At 67.6% G+C, this 18,425-nt stretch carries 13 protein-coding genes; 6 read left to right on the top strand and 7 right to left on the bottom strand.

Translation table 11 applies throughout. From position 1 onward, the window contains the following. Positions 1-239 precede the first annotated feature (239 nt). From FHW97_RS09170 to FHW97_RS09160, 3 genes are all read right to left on the bottom strand, one after another. A complete protein-coding gene (locus FHW97_RS09170; RefSeq protein WP_171798753.1) occupies positions 240-1,418 on the bottom strand; it encodes a ParB/RepB/Spo0J family partition protein in 1,179 nt (392 codons plus the stop codon). 64 nt (positions 1,419-1,482) lie between these two features. After that, complete coding sequence (locus tag FHW97_RS09165) at positions 1,483-2,685, bottom strand: AAA family ATPase (RefSeq protein WP_028658115.1); 1,203 nt, start codon at positions 2,683-2,685, stop codon at positions 1,483-1,485. Positions 2,686-2,973: 288 nt separating this feature from the next. Continuing rightward, positions 2,974-3,981: an MBL fold metallo-hydrolase gene (locus tag FHW97_RS09160; protein ID WP_171798752.1), complete on the bottom strand. Its 1,008-nt coding sequence runs from the start codon at positions 3,979-3,981 to the stop codon at positions 2,974-2,976. A 266-nt stretch (positions 3,982-4,247) separates the two neighbouring features. Here FHW97_RS09160 and FHW97_RS09155 point away from each other — a divergent pair, with 266 nt between their 5' ends. Together FHW97_RS09155 and FHW97_RS09150 are read left to right on the top strand one after the other, a co-directional pair. Continuing rightward, complete coding sequence (locus FHW97_RS09155) at positions 4,248-4,946, top strand: hypothetical protein (protein ID WP_054131563.1); 699 nt, start codon at positions 4,248-4,250, stop codon at positions 4,944-4,946. A 703-nt stretch (positions 4,947-5,649) separates the two neighbouring features. Next, positions 5,650-7,245 (top strand): PAS domain-containing hybrid sensor histidine kinase/response regulator, encoded by a 1,596-nt coding sequence (locus FHW97_RS09150; RefSeq protein WP_253941721.1) that lies wholly within the window; start codon positions 5,650-5,652, stop codon positions 7,243-7,245. A gap of 161 nt (positions 7,246-7,406) precedes the next feature. Here FHW97_RS09150 and FHW97_RS09145 read toward each other — a convergent pair whose 3' ends face one another. Together FHW97_RS09145 and FHW97_RS09140 are read right to left on the bottom strand one after the other, a co-directional pair. Beyond that, positions 7,407-8,045 (bottom strand): response regulator transcription factor, encoded by a 639-nt coding sequence (locus FHW97_RS09145; RefSeq protein WP_062784258.1) that lies wholly within the window; start codon positions 8,043-8,045, stop codon positions 7,407-7,409. Then, complete coding sequence (locus FHW97_RS09140) at positions 8,042-9,706, bottom strand: sensor histidine kinase (RefSeq protein WP_171798751.1); 1,665 nt, start codon at positions 9,704-9,706, stop codon at positions 8,042-8,044. The genes FHW97_RS09145 and FHW97_RS09140 overlap by 4 nt, the downstream gene beginning before the upstream one ends. Positions 9,707-9,885: 179 nt before the next feature. Here FHW97_RS09140 and FHW97_RS09135 point away from each other — a divergent pair, with 179 nt between their 5' ends. From FHW97_RS09135 to FHW97_RS09125, 3 genes are all read left to right on the top strand, one after another. After that, the gene (locus tag FHW97_RS09135) at positions 9,886-12,312 is read left to right on the top strand and encodes a TonB-dependent receptor (protein ID WP_171798939.1); all 2,427 of its coding nucleotides are present in this window, start codon (positions 9,886-9,888) and stop codon (positions 12,310-12,312) included. Positions 12,313-12,465: 153 nt separating this feature from the next. Beyond that, positions 12,466-12,813, top strand: a complete 348-nt coding sequence (locus FHW97_RS09130) for a helix-turn-helix transcriptional regulator (RefSeq protein ID WP_171798750.1) — start codon at positions 12,466-12,468, stop codon at positions 12,811-12,813. Between the two features lie 86 nt (positions 12,814-12,899). Beyond that, entirely contained in the window at positions 12,900-13,328 is a 429-nt protein-coding gene (locus FHW97_RS09125) for a hypothetical protein (protein WP_062784264.1), read from the top strand. Positions 13,329-13,346: 18 nt separating this feature from the next. Here the strand turns inward: FHW97_RS09125 and FHW97_RS09120 are convergent, their stop codons facing one another. Further along, a complete protein-coding gene (locus tag FHW97_RS09120) occupies positions 13,347-14,918 on the bottom strand; it encodes an ATP-binding cassette domain-containing protein (protein ID WP_171798749.1) in 1,572 nt (523 codons plus the stop codon). Beyond that, complete coding sequence (locus FHW97_RS09115) at positions 14,915-16,582, bottom strand: ATP-binding cassette domain-containing protein (RefSeq protein ID WP_171798748.1); 1,668 nt, start codon at positions 16,580-16,582, stop codon at positions 14,915-14,917. Before FHW97_RS09115 ends, FHW97_RS09120 begins: the two co-directional genes overlap by 4 nt. 259 nt (positions 16,583-16,841) lie before the next feature. Between FHW97_RS09115 and FHW97_RS09110 the strand changes: the two genes are divergently transcribed. Beyond that, positions 16,842-18,422, top strand: a complete 1,581-nt coding sequence (locus FHW97_RS09110; RefSeq protein ID WP_022674872.1) for a cytochrome ubiquinol oxidase subunit I — start codon at positions 16,842-16,844, stop codon at positions 18,420-18,422. Positions 18,423-18,425: the final 3 nt, after the last annotated feature.

The following is an 18,425-nucleotide window of genomic DNA, read 5'->3' as shown; positions in this document are numbered from 1 at the left end:
CGCCAACCGGTACTGGCGTGGGCCAGCCCGGGGCAAGATGCGGTGGCGATGAAACGTGTGGAGGGCGACGCGCACGATCGTCAGCGCGCCAAGCACTGGCGGCGGACGGAACGCGTCACGCGAGGTTTGCGGGATAACACATGCGTCAGCGAACGGCACGCCGCGCGCGCCGTTCGCCAGGGGAGGGGGGTGCCAGGGAGGGGGCGGTGTTTCCCCGGGGAAACGGGGAAACGATGGCCTCACCGCTGCATGCCCTTGCCTTGGGCTTCGAGCGCTTCGAGCGCGGCGCGCACGCCTTCGATCAGGTCTTCGGTAGTGGCGCCAGTGCCGTTGTGCAGCTTGAGCGTCACGCCCTGGCGCCCGGCCGACAGCACCGATACGGCGCGGCGGCCGCTCATCGGGGCGTCCCAGCTGAACAGCGGGCCCGATGGGCTGTTGCCGGCCGTGGGCGCAGCCAGCAGGCGCTTGAGCACCTCGGGCGAGGGCACCGTCGGCCGGCCCGTGCTGCGGGCGGCGTCCTGCTCCCGCGCAAGTTGGCGCGCTTCCTTGAGGATGGCAACCTGGGCGTTCTTGTCATCCAACGCCTGGGCGAGGGCATAACCAGGCTTGAGCTGGACATCGGCGGGGGAGGCAAAGGCGGCGACAACGGCATCGGGGATCGTTGCCACGCGCAGCATCTTTGAAAGCCAACCCTTTGAAAGTTTTAGCCTTTCTGCCATCCGCGTGAGGTGGTTGCCGTAATGGTCCTTGAGCGCGAGAGCATAGTTGCGCGCGCGTTCCAGGTCAGACACGTCCTTGCGGGCGCGGTTTTCCAGATCGGCGAGGCGGAAAGCCGCTTCGTCATCGAGCTGGGCCACCTGGGCCAGGAACTGGAACTGGGGATAGGAATTGGCGCGCAGCCAGGCGATCGACCAATGGCGCCGCGTGCCGGCGATGACCTCGTAATCATAGGCCGGATCGTTTTCGATGCGGCGCACCACGGCGGGCACTTTCTGGCCGCCTTCGGCGATGATCGAATCGATCAGTTCGCGGCAGGATTCCTCGCTCAGATGCGCATAGGACCGGGCATTGCCTGCCCATACCCGCACCCGCGCGGGATCGAGCAGCAATTGCGTGACCTGGCGCACTTCGCCGCTGGCGACGCGGGCCAGCGCGCTTTCGCGGTTGAGCAGCGTGGTGCCGCGCAACGGGCCAAGGCCTGGCGCGGCCGGGCGCGGTGGGGAGGCTGGGGCAGGGGACACAGGCGGCGTGGGGGCAGGCTTGGCCTGCGCACCCGGCACGGGCGCTGGTTCATCCGCCACGCCCGAGGGACGCGGCGCGGGCGTGTTGTCGATCACCACCGGCGCAGGGGTGGTGTCTGGCGTTTCTTCGTCTTCCGCCAGCAGCGCGGCGAGGTAATCGGATTGCTTGCGCGCCATGGCTTAGAACCTTGCGAAGGGCGGGAACGAGGGGAGGGAGGCGGCGCAGCGGCGGGCGGCGTGGTCAGGCATGAAGCACATCCTCTTCCCGCGCCGGGGCAACGCGACCCCAGCCCGCGCGCACCAGCTGTTCGAGCTGGCCCAGCGCCTCGTCGAGGTTGGCGCGGCAGCGCTTGTGGGTCTTGGCCGTGCCGATCGGCTTTTCCAGTTCGTAGATCGTCATCATGCGCAAGGCGGCATGGCTGATTTCCGCGCTTTCCAGGATGGGAACGGGCAGGAGCGCCGGGCCAAAGGTCTGCTCCATGATGGTGCGGACCATGGCGTGGCTGGGATCGTTGCCGTCAAACTTGGAACAGATCAGGCGAACAAACTGATAATCCACGGCAATTCCCGCTTCAACCAGCTGCGCGATCACCTGGTCCATCATCGAGAGGAACTGCACGGTGGAGCAGAAATCGGGCGTGGTGGCGGCCAGCGGCACGAGCAGGGCATTGGCCGCCTGCATCACCGCGAGCGAGATCGTGCCGAGTGCGGGCGGCGGATCGAGGATCACCACGTCATAATCGCGGGCCAGATCGAGCAGCCCCTGCTTGAGCTTGCGAAAGCGTGCCGCCAGCACCGATTGGCCATCGGCGCCGGCCGCGGCCAGTTCGTATTCCACGTCGAACAGTTCAAGGTTCGACGGGATCAGATCGACATTGGGCCAGGGCGTGCGCTTGACCGCATAGAGCAGATCGGCCTGGGTCGGGTCGATCGACAGATAGGGGTAGAGCGTTTCTTCGCGCGTGATGTTGAAATGCGGGTTGAAGCCGAACAGCGTGGTGGTGGTCGCCTGGCTGTCGCAATCGACCACCAGCACGCGATAGCCTTGCACGGCGAAATAGTGAGCCAGGTGGGTGGTCACGGTGGACTTGCCCACGCCGCCTTTGAAATTCTGCACCGCGATCATGGCCGGCACATCGTGCGGCCCGCGCGTGGGCATGGCGCCCAGCACTTCGCGCATGTGGAGCATTTCCTGCACGCCATAGCCAATGCGCCGGCCATTGTCGCCCGACGGCGGGGGCGGCAGGCGCCCATCGTCCTCGGCCATGCGGATGCGGTTGGTGGAACAGCCCATCAGCTGCGCGGCTTCGGCAATGCCAAAGCGCACGTTGAGTCCCTTGCGGCTTTCGGGCAGAAAGGCCTTGCGCCGCAGGCGCTCGATCATTCGTTCGCCGGCCTGGGCCAGATCGCCGATTTGCCCCACGATTGCACTGCTATCAGCCATCATTCGCCCGTTTGAAGCTGTTGATGGGTATGCATAGCAAATTTCATTCAATTGAGCAACGCGTGGCTTGGCAATCTCTCGCGCGCGCAAAAAGACCGCAGCATGCATCCCTTGACCGGCTTGGGCGCCGTTCGGCATGCTTTTGCGATATCCATTTATCTATCTGATATTAAGAGCTATTTATGAAAATCGAACGGATGCGCCGGCGCTCGCTCGTTCAGGCAAGCTTTTGGCGAACGGTCGAATTTGCCGGCCGGGGGGCGCATCGGCGGGGCGCCTGGGCGAGAATCACGGCAGCGGCCCGCGTGGCGGAATGTCGATCGCGTCACCGGGATGGAGCGCGCGAAACCGGCCCGGTGCCACGCCTTGCGCGGCCAGCGCGGCATCGAGCTGGCGCAGGGGATCATGGCGCGGTTCGTCGGTCAGCTTGAACGTGCCCCAATGGATGCCGAGCGCCCATTGCGCGTCGAGATCGTGCATGATCTGCACCGCTTCGGCCGGATCGGTATGCTGCGCCGCCATGAACCACCGCGGGTCGTAGGCGCCGATGGGCAAGAGTGCGCAATCGACCGGGCCAAACTGCTGGCGTAGCTGGCGAAAGATGGCGCCCGTGCCATAGCCGGTATCGCCGGCGAAATAGATCGTGCGCCCCGCCGCCTGGATCATGAACCCGCCCCACAGCGCCATGCGGCGATCGCGGGGCGAGCGGGAGGACCAGTGCAGCGCCGGTACGAGATGCGCCAGGGCCTGCCCTGCGGCATCGAGCGGGTGGGCTTGCTCCCAATCGAGCGGCGCCAGGCGGGCATGGCGGATGTGGCGGCGTACGATGCGATCGTTGCCCAGCGGCGTGATGATCAGCGGCGCGTGGGCGCGGTGCAGGGCCTTGAGCGTGGCCACGTCAAGATGATCATAATGGTTGTGCGAGAGCAGCACGGCATGGATCGGCGGCAGATCGGCCAAGGCGACGCCGGGCGCCGTCACGCGGCGCGGGCCGGCAAAGCTGACCGGGCTGGCGCGCACCGCCCAGACCGGATCGGTCAGGATGTTGAGCCCGTCGACCTGGATCAGCACCGTGGCATGGCCAATCATGGTCACGCGCAGGTCGGCGACGGCCATTTCGGGATGGGCTGGCACCACCGGCACATGGCGCGGCCAGGCATGGCGCGGCGCGCTGCGCCGCCAGCGCAGCACATCGCCCAGGCTGCGGTCGGTTTCCGGCTCGCCGGCCAGGTTGCGGAAGCGCAGCCCATCGAAATGATCGCTGATCGGGCCATGGTAATAGGGATTGCGCGGCATGAAGCCCTTTCGCGGCGGGGAAACCGGCGGAGTTGGACAAGGGACCTGGCAATTGGGAACGGCCTGCCGCGATTTCCAGGGGGCGGGCGGCCGATTGCCGTTACCCGGCATTGCAATGCCGGGCCAACGCGGTATGGACTGGCATTGCGTCGGTGCCGTGCCTTGTTTCTTGCGGGGTGGCATTTCCCCCCTCTTGCTCGCCCGGTGGATGGCTTTGTGATGCCATCGCCTACCCGGCCGGGTCGTTGCCGCGATTGGAATATTTCTTGGTCCAGACCACGCTTGCCCCGGTGCGGGACGAGACGATCCGCCTTATCGACAAGGCGCGCCTGCCCGATGGCGGCGAACTGCTTCTGCTGCAGAGCGGCGACAGCTTTTCGATCGAGCTCGATGATGAAGAGCTGATGGGCAATACCGACCATGTTTCGGAAGAGGCGCTAGCGCTGATGACGGCGCACCGCCTGGGCCGCCACGATGCCGCGGTGCTGATCGGCGGGCTGGGCATGGGCTTTACCCTGGGCGCCGCGCTCGATGCCTGGGGACCCAAGGCGCGCATCCAGGTGGCCGAACTGGTGCCCGAAATCCTGGCGTGGGCGCGCGGGCCGCTGGCCCATGTCATGGCCGGCAAGCTGGATGATCCGCGGGTGAGCGTGACGCTGGGCGATGTGCACGACGTGATCGCGCAAGGGCGCGGCGCCTATGATGCCATCCTGCTCGACGTCGACAACGGCCCCGATGGCTTTGTGCAGAAGCAGAACGACCGGCTCTATGCCGCGCCGGGCCTGACCGCGGCCTATGCGGCCCTGCGCCCCGGCGGCATCCTGGCGATCTGGTCGGCCGATCCCGATGGCCAGTTCACGCGTGTGCTTTGCGATACCGGGTTCGATGTGGAAGTGGAGTTCGTCCCGGCCTATGAAGGCGCCAAGGAAGATGAGCACTGCCTGTGGTTCTGCCGCCGCGATTGACGAAAGCGCGCCCGGCCTGATCCAGCTGCCGGATTAAATTCCTTCTTTCCGAAAGGTTGGGCACGTTTCCGCCAGCGGTGCGTTGCGCTGGCGGGGGCCTATCTTGCCCTTGTCGTGACCAACACCAGGCAAGCAGGGAAACACCGTGAATCAACCGGCACTCGAGACTCTTTCCCGCGCGGAACTGGAGGCAGAAGTGCTGCGGTTGCGGCAGGCCGGCGTGGTGTCGGGCGATGCCGCCGATGCCGCCGATGCCCACCGCCAGGCGCTGTTCGAGGCGATCGACGACGGTTTTTGCATCATCGAGTTCTTTGATGGCCCGCATGGCCCGATGAGCGACTATCGCCATATCGAGGCCAACAGCGGCTATGAGCGCCATACCGGCATTGCCGGCATTGTCGGCAAGACGCTACGCGATATCGCTCCGGCCGAGGCCGATGGCTGGCTGGCGCTTTATGGCGAGGTGCTGCGCAGCGGCGAGCCGGTGCGGTTCGAGCGCGAGTTCGTGACCGCCGAGCGCTTTATCGAAGTATCGGCGCGGCGCGTCGGGCCGGCCTGCAATCGCCAGGTTTCCGTGCTGTTCCGCGATATTACCGCGCGCAAGGCGCAGGAGGCGGCGCTGCGGCGGAGCGAGGCCCTGGCGCGCGACAACGTGCAGCGGGTGCAACTGGCGCTTGCCGCTGGCGCGATCATCGGCACCTGGATGTGGGACATCCCGAACGGGCAGGTGGCCGTGGATGAAGGCTTTGCCGGCGTATTCGGCTTGCCGCCCAGCGCTGACCCGGTGAGCTATACCATCGATCGCCTGCTCGAGGCCGTGCACCCCGACGACAAGCCCGGTGTCGATGCCGCGATTGCCGCATGCCTGGCCGATCTGGGGCACTATCGCCACCAATACCGCGTCAGGGGCCACGAGGGCCGCTATGCCTGGGTCGAGGCGGTGGGCCGGGTGGAAGCTGATGCGCAGGGCCAGGCCCGGCGTTTTCCCGGCGTGCTGCTCGATCTGGAGGCGCGCCGCGCGGTGGAGGCCGAGCGCGACCGCGTGACCGACGAATTGCGCCGCCTGACCGATACGCTGGAGCAGCGCGTGGCCGATCGCACCGCGGAACTGATGCACGCCGAGGAACAGCTGCGCCAGGCCCAGAAGATGGAAGCGGTGGGGCAGCTGACGGGCGGCTTGGCGCACGATTTCAACAATCTGCTGGCGGGCATTTCCGGCTCCCTGGAAATGATCGGCACGCGCCTCGCCCAAGGCCGCTTTGCCGAGGTGGAAAAGTATCTGGCCATGGCCCAGGCGGCCGGGCGCCGTGCCGCTGCACTGACCCATCGCCTGCTGGCCTTTTCGCGGCGCCAGACGCTCGATCCCCGGCCGACCGACATCAACGACCTGATCAACGGCATGGCCGATCTGGTGCGGCGCACGGTGGGGCCGGCGATTGCGGTGGAATGCGTCGGGGCGGCGGGGCTGTGGACCGCGCTGGTCGATGCCAGCCAGCTGGAAAACGCGCTGCTCAACCTGTGTCTCAACGCCCGCGACGCCATGCCCGATGGCGGCCGCATCACGATCGAGACGGCCAATCGCTGGTTCGATGCACGCAGCGCCGACGCCCACGAAATTCCGCCGGGCCAGTATCTCTCGCTGTGCGTCTCTGACACTGGCGTGGGCATGTCGGCCGATGTCATCGCCAAGGCGTTCGATCCGTTCTTCACCACCAAGCCGCTGGGGCAGGGCACGGGGCTGGGCCTGTCGATGATCTATGGTTTTGCCAAGCAATCGGGCGGCCACGCGCGGATTTATTCGGAAGAAGGCAGCGGCACCACGGTGTGCATCTACTTGCCGCGCTATTACGGCGCGGAACAGGCGCAGGGCGAGCTGAGCGGGCACTTCATGTCGGCCACCGATCTTGCGCCGGCGCCTGGCCAGGGCACCGTTCTGGTCGTGGACGACGAGCCGCTGGTGCGCATGCTGGTGGTGACCGCGCTGGAAGACATGGGCCACCATGTGCTGGAGGCCGAAGACGGCGCGCAGGGGCTCAAGATCCTGCAATCGGATGCGCCGATCGACATGCTGGTGACCGACGTGGGCCTACCCGGCGGCATGAACGGCCGCCAGATGGTCGACGCCGCGCGCAGCCACCGGCCCGCCACGCCGGTGCTATTCATCACCGGCTATGCCGAGAACGCGATCATCGGCAGTGGCCATCTGGAGCCGGGGATGCAGATCCTGACCAAGCCCTTTGCCGTGGGCGATCTGGAGCAGCGCGTGCGCACGATGTTGACTGGGCGTGAGGACGGCTGAGGCCTGGGTGGGTGTTATCAAGCGGGACCCCGGATCAAGTCCGGGGTGACGACAAGTTTTTACGTTCCCTATATTTTCTCGTCACCCCGGACTTGATCCGGGGTCCCGCTTTTTACTTGTGCAAAACGCCAGAACGTCAGCATTTGCCCACGCGCCCAAGATCACGGGCGCGGGTGGGCGCCGGTCTTGACCAGCAGCGCCAGTTCGGTGCGGTTGGCCACGCCCAGGCGGTCATAGAGGCGGTGCAGGTTGATCTTTACCGTGCCTTCGGTCACGCCCAGGCTATCGGCGATATCGCGGTTGCGCAGGCCGGCGGCGACGCCCTCGGCAATCTGGCGGTCGCGATCGGACAAGGCGGCCATGGCGTCTTCGCCCGTGGCCGCAGGGCGCGTGGCGGCGGCAAAGGCGCGCTCCATCAGGTCCATGGCAATGGCGCGCTCTCCGGCCATGACGGCGGTGATTGCTGCTTGCAGCGCGCCGGGCGGGGCATGCTTGAGGACGATGGCGTTGACCCCGCGTTGCACTGCCGCCACCAGGCTGGCGTCATCGAGTTCGGCCGCCAGGATCAGCACGGGCAATGCATCGCCGGCATCGCGCAGCGCGGAGAGAACGCCCACGCCATCGGGCGCGGGCATGCGCAGATCGACGATCGCCAGATCGGGCCGAGTCTGGGCAATGGCGGCAAGCGCGGCCGCGCCATCACCGACCGAGGCAACGATCTCGTGCCCCAGGCGGCCCAGCACCTGTTCCAGCCCGGCGCGCAGGAAGGCGTGATCGTCGGCAACGAGAATGCGGGTCATGACAGGTCCAGCGGCAGGGTGAAAAGCAAGCAAGTGTGGCCGGCACGCGTTTCCAGCGCAAACGAACCGCCCAGCGCGGCGGCGCGCGTGGCGAGCGACGCGGGCAGGGCATGGGGCGGCGGCCCGGCAAAGCCCTGGCCATCATCGCCGATCGCCAGGCACAGCGCGCCATCGCGTTCGGCAAGATCGATCGTGATCATGCGCGCCTGGCCATGGCGCACGGCATTGGCCACGCTTTCGCGCACCAGGTGCTGGCATTCATAGACCAGCGCGGTGGATACCGGCAGCGGAGCGGGCGCTGGCGTGGGCGAGATGGCCACGTGCCAGTGACGCGCCAGTTGGCGCGCCAGCGCGGCGATTTCGGCATGGATATCGCGCTGGCCGGGCAGGATCTGCCCGTGCCGCAACTGCGCGATGATCGCGCGCACGTGGTCCTGCTCGCCCGCGACGCTCTCGCAGATTTCGGCAATGGCGTGGCTGGCGGGCGTGGCGGGGTTTTCCCCCTGTTCCAGCCGTAGCGCTTCCAGGCGAAAGCGCGCGCCGGCCAGCGTCTGCACCACGCTGTCGTGCAGGTCGGTGGCGATCTGGCCGCGCAGGCGGGCCATGGCCACTTCGCGGGCGAGGGCGCGGGCTTCCTCGTCGTCCAGCGCGGCGGCCACTTCGCGGGCGAGGGCCTGGGCGAGGAACAGGTCATCGGCATTGAGGCCGGGCATGCCATAGAGCACGAGCTGCCCGCGCCCGGTGCGCCCGGACAGCGGGATCGAGAGGCCTTCGTCTTCCGGGCCGGCCATCACCAGGGCGGGCCACTCGGGGTGGCTGCGCGCCACCAGGCGGCCTGATGCGGTAAGGCACAAGGCCCGCCCGCGCGTGCGATCGAACAGCATCGGCGTGGCCTGCGGCGGGGGCAGGGGCGGGATGGCGGCAGGCCGCGCCGCACTGCCGGCGGCATGGACGCGGGGATGTGGTTCTGCCGTGGCGGCCCAGGCCAGGAGGCCGCCCTGCGCCTGGCACAGGCCCATGGCATAGGCCAGGACCTGGGCCGGCAGCACGGCGTCGTCGCCCGCGTCCCCAGGCAGCGAATCCGCCGGGTCAAGGCGCGGCAGGGCGGGGCGCTGCCGCCCCTGGACGAACCAGGCGAGCAACAGCGACAGCACGCCCAGCGTACTCAGACGTCGCAGGAACTTGGTGGTATCGATCGGCACGCCGGCCCAATCGACCGCCAGCCCTGCCACGAGAAAACACAGCGCCAGTCCCACGGCTGCCAGCATGGCGTTGCGCCGGCTCCATCGCGCCAGCGAGGTGAGCGTGAGGAACGCGTAGAATGTCAGGAACGCGCTGAAGAAATCGAACGTGACGGCTTCTGTGGCGGCGAGCCCGATCAGCATGGTCAGCGCATCGATGAAAAAGGCCAAGCCGCCGAGGCGAAATTCGAACCACCAGCTGCGCCAGGCGATGGCCAGCATGACCAGGGCAAACACCAGATAGCCTTCGAACAGGAACGCCGGTTGCGTGCCGCCGAGCACGGCATGGGGCGGCGCGATCCACAGCCACAGCGTGAACAGGCACGCGATCAACGCCCGAATCGTGGCCAGGAACAACCCGGAGCGCGAGCGCACGCCAGCAGCGCCCATGCCATGGTGTGGTGATGTGGCCCCGGTCATGGCGGCCTCCATGCCACGATCGCCGCGCGGTTCAAAGCCGGTGGTCAAGACGCGGCGTGATTGTGATGGTCTGTCACACAAGTGCAATTATCGATGGGTACTGGCCCCGTAACGAAAGATACAGACTCGTTGCGGAGGAGTGCACAGTGACTTACCCCAAGGCCGCCCTGGCCTCGTCGATGATGGTGCTTGCCTGGCTCAACGCCGGTGTGGCGCATGCTGCCGAAGCACCGGCCGCTGCGCCCGCAGCTGCTGAAGCCGCGCCCGATGCATCGGCCAGCGCCGATGGCGGCTCGCGCCTCTCTGAAATCGTGGTCACCGCAACCAAGCGCGAGACCAACCTGCAGAAAACCCCGGTGGCGATCTCGGTGGTGAGCGACCAGCTCATCAAGGACCGCCACGTGCAGAGCCTGATCGACCTCGCCGATGGCGGCGTGCCCAGCTTGCGCGTCGCCACGTTCGAAGCACGCCAGTCTGCGCTGACCGTGGGTATTCGCGGCATCGTGCCGTTCGACCAGAACCAGACCGCGCGCGACACTGGCGTTGGCGTCTATATCGACGGCGTCTATCTCGCCCGCTCGCAAGGCCTCAACGCCGCGCTGTTCGACGTGCAGCGCATCGAAGTGCTGAAAGGCCCGCAGGGCACGCTGTTTGGCCGCAACACCGAAGGCGGCGCGGTCAGCATCGTGACCAAGGACCCGACCGGCCAGTTTGACGGCCGCTTTTCGGCAGGCGTGGGCAATTTCGGCAGCCACAGCGTGGAAGGCCACCTGGACCTGCCGGAATTCAACAACATCGCCATCAAGATCGACGGCGTGCAGCAGCATCAGGACCCCACGGTGAAGAACCCGCTGGCGGGCCAGGCCGGCTGGAACCAGTATGATCGCACCGGTGGGCGCATCTCGGCCAAGTGGACGCCGATGCCCGGTTTCTCGGCGATCGTTTCCTATGACAAGGCCAAGGACGAAAACACCCCGAACTACAGCCAGCTGATCACCTACAACCCGCAGGGGCGCACGGTTGGCCAGTACATCCAGAATCCCAATGGCAACGGCAAGTATATCCTGGTGGCGCCCGGCACCACCTCGGCATGCTCCTCGTGCATCGCGCCGCTTTCGTCGCTGATGACGCCCACGGGTGACAACCGGGTCAAGGTGGCGCCGATCGGCGTGCCGCAGCAGCCCAGCGTCGATCGCACGCAAGGCACCTCGCTGCACCTCAACTATGACGTGGCGCCGCACATGCAGCTGCGCTCGATCACGGCATGGCGCACGGTTTCGACCGAGCAGTGGGACAACTCGGGCGGCGCCGCGCGCACGATCTTTGCCCCCAACACCGGCTTCTCGCGCTACAGCCTCTCGTACCTCAACCAGCGCCAGTTCAGCCAGGAGCTTCAGCTCGTTGGCAGCCTGCCGCAGGTGGATTACGTGCTGGGCGCCTATTACTTCAACGAACGCGCCCAGGAACAGGCATCGACGCCCTCGTCCAACACCTGGAACGTCGATGGCACCGGCTATACCATCAACAGCGAAACCGTGGTTGGCCCCGTCACTTCGTCCAACCAGGGCTGGGCGATCGGGCAGCAGTTCCTGCAGCGCGCCAGCCAGGCCTTTGCCAAGAGCTATGCCGCGTTTGGCCAGGCGACGTTCACTCCCGATGCGCTGGGCGACAAGCTGCACCTGACGGTGGGCGGCCGCTATACCCACGACAAGCGCGACGGCACGCTCTATCTCGTGCAGGGCGCGGCAACCAACTATCAGTTCCACGAAAGCGTCAGCCGCTTCGATCCGCTGGTCGTGGCCGCGTTTGACCTGACCGACAACATCCACGCCTATGCCAAGTATTCCACCGGCTATCGCGCCGGTGGCGCCAACGACCGTTCGCAGACCTTTGCCGCGTTCGGCCCCGAAGCGGTCAAGGCCTATGAAATCGGCACCAAGATGGACCTGATGGACCACCGCGTGCGCCTGAACCTGGCCGGCTACATGATGGACCGCACCGGCACCCAGACCGATTTCGACAACGTCGATACGCGGCCCTATCTCGACAATGGCCTGCCCAACCCGACGTTCAACCTCCACACCGAGGAAACCCGCAACGCGCCGGGCACCTCGCGCATTCGCGGCGTGGAAGCAGACCTGACGGTGCAGGCGGCCGAGGGCCTGACGCTGAGCGCGTCTTACGCCTATACCTATACCCACGTGCCGGCGACGGCGAACCCGTTCCTCAACAACCAGCTCTATCAGGTCTATGTGGTCTATACGCCGGCCAACGCGGCGTCGGGCGCGATCGACTATGCCCTGCCGGTCAATGCCAATGGCAGCGAACTGCGCGTGCACCTCGATGCCAACTATGCCGATCCGCAGTACAGCTTCCAGAACGAATCGGTGAAGACCGACTCCAGCTTCGTGGTCAACGGCCGTATCGCGCTGGCCTCGGTGCCGCTCAATGGCAGCGCCAAGGCGACGTTCTCGGCCTGGAGCCGCAACCTGCTCAACACCACCTACATCTATCGCCGTTCGGGCGCCAACGATGCGGTGCTGGGCGATTATGGCAACTTCAACCCGCCCCGCACCTTTGGCGGCGAGATCGCCATCAGCTTCTGATCACAACGAAATTCCGAGCCCTCACTGGGCGGGCAGTTCCACCGTGGACTGCCCGCTTTTTTTTGCCCGTTTTCCAGCCCGTTTGGGCAGGATCGCGCCAAATTCCGGCGGTGTCTTGCCGTGCGGGCGGTTTGCCCTATTTCGGGAGGTGCGATGAAACCGACCGATCTTTCCCAGCTCAAGGCCAATGCCGCGCACATGGCCGGCCGTCTCAAGGTGATGAGCCATCCCGAGCGGCTGCTGATGCTGTGCCGGATGGACGAGGGCGAGGTGAGCGTGACCGAACTGGTGGCGCTGACCGGGCTGTCGCAATCGGGCGTATCGCAGCACCTGGCGCTGCTGCGCGGCGAAGACGTGGTCAACGTGCGCAGCGAGGCGCAGGTGCGCTGGTACAGCCTGAAGGATCCCGTCGTGGCCGGCGTGATCCACGCGATGTGCGCGATGTGCGACAGCGGCGTCGTGGCAGCCGAGCAAAATTTTGGCCAGCAACATTCTGAATGAGAGACGACAGCCAGTTCAAGTTTGCGGCAGCGGCCGCGTCATAGCGTGTCTTCCGGGACGACAAGACCCGAGGTGGGAGACACAAGATGAAGACCATTCGCATTGCCGCCATCATGGCCGCCGCGCTGACCATTGGCGGCACGGCCGCGCAAACCGCCCAGGCCCAGGCCTGGGGCGGATATAACCAGGGCTATGGGGGGCAGGGCTATGGCGGCGGCTATTACGGCGGCGGTGGCGACTGGCAGGGCCGCCGCATGGCTTTCATCTGTTCGGGCCAGCGCGCCCATGGCCTGGAAGCGCGCCTGCGCCACGAGGTGGACGAAGGCGATATCGATCCGCGCCAGGCCGGCCGCATCCACGATGCGATCGACGATCTGGAAGGGCGCCAGCGCAACGAATGCGGCGAGGGTGACTGGCGCTCGGTCAACCGCATCGCCATGCGCTATGACCGCATCGAAGGCTGGATCAACGCCTCGGCCCATCAAGGCGGCGGCTGGGGCGGGCGTGGCTGGTAACGATCAGGCCTGGCAAGATCAGCCGAGGGCGATGGCCTGCTGTGCCAGGGTGGCCATCGCCGGGCGATGGCTGACCAGCAGCAGGCCGGTGCCGGTCTGATCCAGCCAGGCGGCGAGGCGCTGGCGCAACTGCGCCTCGGTCGCCAGGTCCAGCCCCTCGCTCGGCTCGTCGAGCACGAGCCAGGGGCGGCCTGACAGCAGCGCCCGCGCCAGGGCAATGCGCCGGCGCTGTCCGCCCGACAGGCGCGCGCCATCGCCGCCCAGCCACTGGTCGAGACCGTGGGGCAGGGCGGCCACCACGTCATCGGCACAGGCCACGTGCAGCGCCGCTTCCATCGCCGCGCGATCGATGCCGGGCCGCGCCAGGGCGAGATTATCGGCCACGGTGCCGGCGATCAGCGGCGCTGCCTGGGGCATCAGCGCGATCGCCGGCCGCACCGCTGCCAGGCCCAGCGCGCGCGGATCGTACCCGTCGATCGCCAGCGCCTGTGGCGCATCATCGCGCAAGCCAGCCAGGGTTTCGACCAGCCGCGTCTTGCCCGCGCCCGATGGCCCGGCGATCAGCACCCGCGCGCTGGGAGCCAGGGCGGTGCCGGCAATGGTCAGCGTGGGCCGCGCCGCCAGCACTGGCGCGGGCTGCGCCGTGGCCAGGGTGGCGCCGGCCTGTTCCAGCCGTTCCTGCGCCAAGCGGGTATCGGGCGCGTTGGCATCGTGCGCGGCCAGTGCGCTCCACGGCTCCAGCGCGGCCATGGCCGCCAGGAGGGCGAGGGCCAGCAGCGGCGCGGTGCCTTGGGCCATCAGCACGATCGCCGCCAGCGTCACCGCCGCGATCAGCGCCTGCACGGCGGCAAGCCAGGCTTCGGCCTGGGCCACGGCGTGGTGCGCCCGGCATTGCGCAGTGGCGCGCTCGTGCAGCGCCTCGGCCAGCGCGGGAGCCAGGCCATAGACCGCGATATCGATCGCCGGTGCGGCCATTTCGGCATAATCGGCGGCCAGTGCGGCATGGGCGCGGGCGCGCTCGGCCTGGCGCGCGGGCAACAGGCGCGTGGCCATCGCCGGGCCGGCCACGCGCATGGCTGCCAGGCCCGCGGCCAGCACGATCAGCGCCGCCACCCCCAGCGCCAGCGCGCAGGCCAACGCGACGATTGCGGCCGCCCACGCCCCTACGCGGGAGACACGGCGGATCGCGGCGTCTTCCAGCAGATCGACATCGCGGCCAAAGCGCGCCGCCATTTCCCCGCTGCGCCCGGCCTCGCGCCCGGAAAGCGCCGCCTGTGCAATGCGGGCAAACAGGCCGGCGCGCACTTCTGCCAGGGCAAACAGCGCGGCGCGGTGGCCCAGCATGCGTTCGCCATAGCGGCTGGCAGTGCGGCCGATCGCGGCGGCGCGAATCCCCGCGCTGGGCAAAAGATAGTTGAACCCGGTGACCGCGAGCGGCCCGCCCAGACCCGCTAGGGCGGCCCCAGCCAGGAACCAGCCGGCAGTGGCCAGCAGGCCCACCCCGGCCAGCGCGGCCACGATCGCGCAGGCCATCGCCGCGCGCAACACGCCGCGCTGGCGGGCAAGCGGCGCTTGCAGCAGGGCGATCATGCCGCGTTCCTGGTGGCGGCGGCGTCAACCGCGCAGCGCGTTTGCGCCAGGGCGGCGAGATCGGCATCGTGGGTCGCGGCCACCACCAGGCGGTCTTGCGCGCAGCGGGCCAGCACGGCGCGCACCGCCGCCGCGCTGGCGGGGTCGAGATCGGCGGTGGGCTCGTCCAATAGCAGGAACGGCCGGCCCGACAGGATCGCACGGGCGAGGCCAATGCGCCGCCGCTCTCCGCCTGAAAGCCCGGCGCCGCGATGATCGATCGCCATGGCAAGGCCGCCGCGCCGCGCCAGCATCGGGCCCAGGCCAAGCTGCGTCAGCAGGTCGACCAATGCGGCATCATCGCGTTGCGCGCCGGGCTGCGCCAGGTGCAGGTTGCTCGCCAGGGTGCCAGGCAGCAGCGACACTGCCTGCCCGGCCCAGCCGATCAGGGCATTGGCCGCGCCGCCAGGCCAGGGTGCCCCGTTTGCCACGATCTGCCCTTCGGCCAACGGCGCCTGCCCGATCAAGGCGAGCAGGAGCGAGGATTTGCCGCTGCCGGTGGCGCCGGTCACGGCATGAAGGCCAGGGCCACGCCAATCCCACGCTAATGGACCGATCCGCGTGCCATCGGGATAGGCGATCACCACACCCGCGCCGTGCAGGTGGCGCGGCGTTGCCGTTGCCGGTTGTGCTGGCCGTTCCGCGATCGGCGCGGCATGGGCCAGCGCCTGGTCGATCGCCGCCAATGCGGCCTCGCCGGTCTGCTTGTCGTGATAGGCGGCCGCCAGGCGCCGCATGCCAAGGTAGAATTCGGGCGCCAGCGCCAGGGTATAGAAGGCGCGCGCCAGGGTGAGATGCTCAGGCGCGGGAAACGGCAGCAGGCCGAGCAGGGCAAAGCCGCAATAGACCGCGACCAGCGCCACGCAGAGCGCCGCGAAGAATTCAAGAATGGCGTTGGAGGCAAAGGCCACTGCCAGCACGCCCATCGTGCGCCGCGCCACATCCTGCGTCGCCATGGCCAGTTGCCGACCGATGCGCTCTTCCGCGCCGGATGCCAGGATCAGCGGCAGATGGGCGATGCGATCGACGAACAGGCCCGAGGCGCGCTCCAGCGCGCGATGCTGCGCCTGCGCGCGGCGTGCCGCCATGCCCCCGGCCAGGATCAGCCCGGACACGAAGGGCACCAGCGTGGCCAGCATGATGGCGGCCGAAACCCAGCTGGCCGGCGCCACGGCCAGGGCGATCAGCAGCGGCCCCAGCGCGCTGGCCCCGCGCAAGGGCAGGAACCGCGCGACCAGCCCTTCGGTGCGATCGACGGTATCGACCGCCAGGTGCACGTCTTCGCCCACCAGCGCCCCGCGCGCGGTGCGGCTGGGCAGCAGCGCGGGCCACAGCCGCTGGCGCAGGCCGTGCTGGAACCGCGCCGCAGCGGCCTGCCCGGTCAGCCGCGCACAGGCCAGCGCCAGGGCGCGCCAGGCGCCGCCCGCGAGCAGCAGCGCGGCCGCCGGCCAGGCCGGCAGCGTGCCATCGGCGCGCGACGCCACCGCCCAGGCCAGGCCCGCCGCAACCGGAATGGCGCCGGCGCTTTCCGCCAGCCACCACGCGGTGGGGCGCAGGCTGCGCGGAGGGCGGGTCGCCGGGCGGGAATCGCGGGCAGGTGCGGCCTTGTGAGACAATCTGTCCATCTTCTTATAACAGGAAATCGTGATATAAACGGTAATCGATTCGAGGAAACCCGCGTTTTGCCCGGTTTTCCTTTTCGTAATCGGCGTTTGCGCCAATTAAACCGGCGCTGGATTGATCGCCGTCAAAATGCTGCGGCGCAGCGGGGGCTAAGGGCGGTGGCGTGCCCCTGTCGCGCTTTTGGCAGGGCTTCTCCCGATCGTGTGGCCTGCCGCCGATCGGCAGGGCCCGACGGGGAGCCATAGCAGAGGGAACGCGGCCATGGACATGGCAGTCATCGAATTATCCCGCCTTCAGTTCGCGCTGACGGCCATGTACCATTTCCTGTTCGTGCCATTGACGCTTGGCCTGTCGTTCATGCTGGTGATCATGGAGAGCATCTATGTGATCACCAAGCGGCCGATCTGGCGCATCATCACGCGCTTCTGGGGCAAGCTGTTCGGCATCAACTTTGTCCTGGGCGTGGCCACCGGCCTGACCATGGAATTCGAGTTCGGCACGAACTGGGCCTATTACGCCCACTATGTCGGCGATATCTTCGGCGCGCCGCTTGCGATCGAAGGGCTGATGGCCTTCTTCCTCGAAGCCACCATGGTGGGGGTGATGTTCTTCGGCTGGGACCGGCTCAGCCGGCGCCAGCATCTGGCGGTCACGTTCATGGTGGCGCTGGGCACCAATCTTTCGGCGCTGTGGATCCTGATCGCCAATGGCTGGATGCAGAACCCGGTGGGGGCCACGTTCAACCCCGAAACCATGCGCATGGAAGTGACCGACTTTTCCGCCGTGCTGTTCAACCCGGTGGCCCAGGCCAAGTTCGTGCACACGGTCAGCGCCGGCTATGTCTGCGCGGCCACGTTCGTGATGGGGGTTTCGGCGTTCTACCTGCTCAAGGGCAAGTGGACCAACGTGGCGCGCCGCTCGATGATGGTGGCAGCCGCGTTTGGCCTGGCGTCCTCGCTGTCGGTCGTCGTGCTGGGCGATGAAAGCGGCTATACCCTGACCGACAACCAGAAGATGAAGCTCGCCGCGATCGAGGCGATGTGGGAAACCGAGCCGGCGCCCGCCGCGATCACGCTGGTCGGCTTGCCCGACGTGGCGGCGCGCACCACGCATTTTGCGGTCAAGGTGCCCTATGTCATGGGCCTGATCGGCACGCGCAGCCTGACCGGCAAGATCGACGGGATCGAGGAACTGGTGCTGCGCGCCGACGGGCGCATCCACAGCGGGCTGATCGCCTATGACGCGGTGGAGCGGCTCAAGGCCAACCGCACCGACCTTGCCGCCCGAGCCGCGTTCGAGGCGCACAAGCAGGATATCGGCTTTGCCATGCTGCTCAAGCGCTATGTCGCCGATCCGCGCCGCGCCGATGACAAGCTGATCCTCAAGGCCGCGTGGGACACGGTGCCCAACGTGCCGGTGATGTTCTTCCTGTTTCGCGGCATGGCGGCGCTCGGCTTTGGCTTCATCGCCTTGTTCGGTGCGGCATTCTGGTGCGCTTCCACCTGCCGGTTCCGGCGGCGCTGGTTCCTGAAACTGGCGGTGGTGGCGATCCCGCTGCCGTGGCTGGCGATCGAGGCGGGCTGGGTGCTGGCCGAGATCGGCCGCCAACCCTGGGCCGTGGACGGCGTGCTGCCCACGTTCCTGGGTGCGTCCTCACTCACCGTGCCGCAGGTCTGGGCCACGATCGTGGGCTTTACGGCGCTTTATGGCGGGCTTGCCGTGATCGAGGTGCGGCTGATGCTGGCGCAGATCCGCAAGGGGCCGATCGAACACCACGACACCGACGATCAAGACGCAACGCAACCCCTGGACGCGGGCTTTGCCCCGCTGCCGGCAGAATAAGGG

Origin of the sequence: Novosphingobium sp. SG754 (assembly GCF_013149315.1) — a bacterium.
Taxonomy (GTDB): Bacteria; Pseudomonadota; Alphaproteobacteria; order Sphingomonadales; family Sphingomonadaceae; genus Novosphingobium; species Novosphingobium capsulatum.
This window is presented reverse-complemented; position numbering and strand designations above follow the sequence as displayed.